General features: G+C 44.6%; 3 protein-coding genes. 1 reads left to right on the top strand and 2 read right to left on the bottom strand.

Annotated elements, in window-relative coordinates:
* Positions 1-13 precede the first annotated feature (13 nt).
* A complete protein-coding gene (locus AB7E53_RS09415; RefSeq protein ID WP_446771289.1) occupies positions 14-772 on the bottom strand; it encodes an SDR family NAD(P)-dependent oxidoreductase in 759 nt (252 codons plus the stop codon).
* 125 nt (positions 773-897) lie between these two features.
* Positions 898-1,887, bottom strand: coding sequence for a tryptophan--tRNA ligase (gene trpS, locus AB7E53_RS09420; protein ID WP_350456332.1), 990 nt, complete (start codon positions 1,885-1,887; stop codon positions 898-900).
* A 333-nt stretch (positions 1,888-2,220) separates the two neighbouring features.
* Here trpS and carB point away from each other — a divergent pair.
* The coding region (carB, locus tag AB7E53_RS09425; RefSeq protein ID WP_446775347.1) for a carbamoyl-phosphate synthase (glutamine-hydrolyzing) large subunit at positions 2,221-4,808 on the top strand (2,588 nt) is incomplete at its 3' end.

The following is a 4,808-nucleotide window of genomic DNA, read 5'->3' on the forward strand; positions in this document are numbered from 1 at the left end:
TTATAACGATGAATCAATCCAGATAAATCATCTTTTTAGTCATCCCTCCGTCAACGACTACATTCTGTCCATTAATAAAATCGTTTTCAGGAGCACACAAGAAAAGACAGGTCCGCGCAATATCATCGGGCGTCCCTACCCTGCCCGAAGGATGCTGCTTATGATCGGCATCCGACAACATTTCGTAAGCTGTATGCTGAATCCATCCGGGACTTATTGAATTTACAGTGATTGCATATTCGCTGAAAGAGATTGCAAGCGCATGAGTTAAAGAGACAATCCCTCCTTTAGAGGCAGCATATCCTTCGGAACCCGGCTCACTCATCAGGTAGCGTGTAGAGGCTATATTAACGATACGTCCGTAGCGTTTCTTTCCCTCCGGCGTATTCCGTTGTACAGCCAACGCCTGCGAGGTGATAAATACGGGTCGCAGATTGGTAGCCAATATCCGGTCAAACTGCTCCAACGTTGTTTCTGTGAGAGGAGAAAACTGACTTATCCCCACGTTATTAATGATGATATCCAGTGTACCCCAGCGCTGAAACAATAGATCCATCACCTCCAACAGCCGGTTTTCGTCGGTAACATCCACTTTATAAAACAAAACAGTATTGGACAACTCGGAGCTTAACTGGTTGCCGGCCTCTTTATCATAATCACAAAAGGCAACTTTGGCTCCGGCCTTTGCAAACATACAGACAATAGCCCGGCCGATGCCTTTAGCTCCACCGGTTACAAAAACATATTTCCCAGCAAATCCTTCCATATCCATTGTATCGTATCTTGTAGTAAAACAACGGGATAACCCTGTATTGTTTTGTAAAACAGATGAAATAAAAAGCGAAGAGATACCTTTCTTCAGGTACATCTTCGCTATATATTAGATCCGATTACTCGTTAGTAAGCCTTGAAACCTATAATCCGACGTACATCCTGTATCGTTTTAGCTGCACTTTCGCGTGCCTTTTCAGCTCCCTGGCGTGCCACCTTCTCCATATAATCCGTATTGGCTGCGATATCAAGGATACGCTCGCGGATAGGAGAACAGAACAGGTTAATATCTTCGGCCAGCTGCTTCTTCATATCTCCATATCGAATTTCACAGTTGGCATACTTTTCGTTGAAGTAGTTATATGTATCCTGCGAGGAAACAATCTCCATCATGGTAAACAGGTTCTCGATAGGTTCCGGCTTCTCACTGTTTGGAACCGTTGGGCCTGCATCGGTAACCGCCTTCATTACCTTCTTCTTAATTGTCTTCTCATCGTCGATCAGGTAAATCGCGTTTCCTTCCGACTTACCCATCTTTCCTGAACCATCAAGTCCGGGAACTTTCACTGCTTTGTTCGACAAAGAGAATGAGGCGGGTTCAGGGAAATAATCCACTCCGTAGAACGTGTTGAATCTGCGTGCAAACTTACGGGCCATCTCCATATTCTGCTCCTGGTCTTTTCCAACGGGCACCTTAGCGGCCTTATGGACAATGATATCAGAAGCCATCAGCGTTGGATATGTAAGCAACCCGGCATTTACATTTTCCGGTTGTTTACGTGCCTTCTCCTTGAATGACGTAGTACGTTCCAACTCTCCCAGATAAGCATTCATATTCAGGTAAAGATAGAGTTCCAACACCTCGCGAACATCGCTTTGAACATAAATGGTTGCCTTTTCGGGATCAATACCACAAGCCAGGTATTCCGCCAGAATCTTCCTTACACCACTAACAATATTGTCGGGATGCGGATGGGTAGTCAGCGAATGCCAGTCTGCGATAAAGAAAAAGCAATTATACTCATTCTGCATCTGCAGAAAACTTTTTACTGCACCGAAATAGTTCCCCAAGTGCAGGTTTCCAGTTGGCCTGATGCCACTTACTACTGTTTCCATATCTTGTTTCTACGTTTTATATTCTTTAAATTCGAAGGGCAAAGTTAGCAAATTTTACAGAGTATTTGTAAAAAAGGTTGACTCATATCCATTAAAGTAATACCTTTGCAGAAATTTTAGATACAGATAAGACATGAACGATATAACATACAAGGACAATCCATCCTATTTTTCGGGTTACCTGTTAGACGATACCGGTCATTTCTTTATTTTTGGAAATATAACTTGTTTATATAGCATGCGTTAGTTACTTTTACTAACGCATTTTTTTTGTTTTTAAACGAACAGAACATTCTATAATAATATATTCATAAACAAAACAATCCAATTACAATGGCTAAAAGCGGACTAAAAAAAGTAATTGTACTGGGCTCGGGCGCCCTTAAAATCGGACAGGCAGGCGAATTTGACTACTCAGGTTCACAGGCACTCAAGGCGCTCAAAGAAGAGGGCATCCATACAGTATTGCTGAATCCAAACATCGCAACAATTCAGACATCCGAAGGTATTGCCGACAAGGTTTACTTCCTCCCTATCACTCCTTATTTTGTGGAAGAGGTTATAAAGAAAGAACAACCGGATGGTATTCTGCTGGCTTTCGGGGGACAAACGGCCTTGAATTGCGGAACCGAACTTTACCTGAGCGGTACGTTGGCTAAATACGGTGTACAGGTTTTGGGTACTTCCGTAGAGGCAATCATGTATACTGAAGACCGCGACCTGTTTGTTAAGAAGTTGAACGAAGTAGAGGTGAAAACTCCGGTTAGTCAGGCTGTGGAAAGCATGGAAGATGCAGTTGCAGCCGCATACAGGATCGGATTTCCAGTGATGATCCGCTCTGCATATGCGTTAGGAGGAATGGGTAGTGGTATTTGCGCCAACGAAACAGAGTTGCGCAACCTAGCGGAAAGTGCTTTTGCCTACTCTAAACAAATTCTGGTGGAAGAATCGCTCAAAGGATGGAAAGAGATTGAGTTTGAAGTGATCCGCGACCGTAAAGACCATTGCTTTACTGTAGTAAGCATGGAAAATGTAGACCCACTGGGTGTTCATACCGGCGAAAGTATCGTGGTTGCTCCAACCTGTTCGCTTACGGAAGACGAGCTGACCATGCTTAAGGAGATTTCAACCAAGACAATCCGTCACCTGGGTATTGTGGGAGAATGTAACATCCAGTATGCGTTCAATTCTTATACGAACGACTACCGTGTAATTGAAGTAAATGCCCGCCTCAGCCGTTCATCGGCACTGGCATCCAAAGCCAGTGGTTACCCGCTTGCTTTTGTGGCAGCCAAACTGGCATTAGGCTATAGCCTGGATGAAATAGGCGAGATGGGAACTCCCAATTCTGCTTACAAAGCTCCGGAAGTTGACTATATGATTGTAAAGATTCCGCGCTGGGACCTTACCAAATTTGAAGGTGTATCGCGTCAGATCGGTTCAAGCATGAAATCTGTGGGTGAAATCATGTCTATCGGGCAGAGTTTTGAAGAGATCATGCAGAAAGGTCTTCGTATGATCGGACAAGGTATGCATGGTTTTGTAGGCAATAATGATCTGGAGTTCGACGACCTGGATGAAGAACTGGCCAACCCTACCGATTTACGTATTTTTGCCATTGCAAAAGCTTTCGAAAAAGGATATACCGTAGATCGCATATATGAATTATCCAAAATCAACCCCTGGTTCCTTAATAAGCTGAAAAATATCGACGATTACCGGAAGGTATTGGAAAGCTACCACAAAATAGAAGAGGTTCCTGCAGAGGTTTTACGTGAGGCAAAACGATTGGGATTCTCGGATTTCCAGATTGCCCGTTTTGTAGAAAAACCGCAGGGTAACATGGAGAAAGAGAACCTTAAGGTACGTGCCTGTCGTAAAAAACTGGGTATTCTTCCCAGTGTAAAACGTATCAACACGATTGCGTCTGAACATCCGGACCTTACCAACTACCTGTACCTGACCTACGACGGATCTGATCATGCTATCCCTTACTACCCGAACGATAAGAATGTGGTTATCTTAGGATCGGGTGCATACCGTATCGGTAGCTCGGTAGAATTCGACTGGTGTTCGGTTAATGCGGCACAAACCGCCCGTAACCTTGGCTATAAGTCGATCATGATCAATTACAACCCTGAAACGGTTTCGACGGATTACGACATGTGCGACAAGCTATATTTCGACGAACTTTCCATGGAACGTGTATTGGATGTAATCGACCTGGAAACGCCAAGAGGTGTTATTGTATCTGTGGGCGGACAAATCCCCAACAACCTGGCCATGAAGCTGCACCGACAGAATGTACCTGTATTGGGAACATCGCCGCTTTCGATCGACCGGGCCGAAAATCGTCATAAATTCTCGGCAATGCTCGACCACCTGGGTATCGATCAGCCAATATGGGGCGAGCTGACCAGCGAAGGCGAAATTGATGCCTTTATCGAAAAGGTTGGCTTCCCTGTGCTTATCCGTCCGTCGTACGTACTGTCCGGTGCTGCCATGAATGTTTGTCACACCCGCGAGCAAGTTGAAACTTTCCTTAAGCTGGCTGCTAAAGTATCGAAAGAATATCCGGTTGTAGTAACCGAATTCCTTCAGGATGCCAAAGAGATAGAATTCGACGCTGTAGCCCAGAACGGCGAAGTGGTTGAATACGCAATCTCGGAACATGTGGAGTTTGCCGGCGTACACTCGGGAGATGCCACACTGGTTTTCCCGGCTCAAAAAATATACTTCGAAACAGCCCGCCGCATCAAGAAGGTAAGTAAGATGATTGCCAAGGAGCTTAACATCAGCGGACCTTTCAATATCCAGTATCTGGCAAAGAACAACGAGATTAAGGTTATCGAATGTAACCTCCGTGCATCACGCAGCTTCCCGTTTGTTTCTAAGGTGCTGAAACGTAACTTTATTGAAAC

The sequence above is a fragment of the Macellibacteroides sp. genome, from assembly GCF_050251695.1.
In the GTDB taxonomy this organism is placed as follows: Bacteria; Bacteroidota; Bacteroidia; order Bacteroidales; family Tannerellaceae; genus Macellibacteroides; species Macellibacteroides fermentans.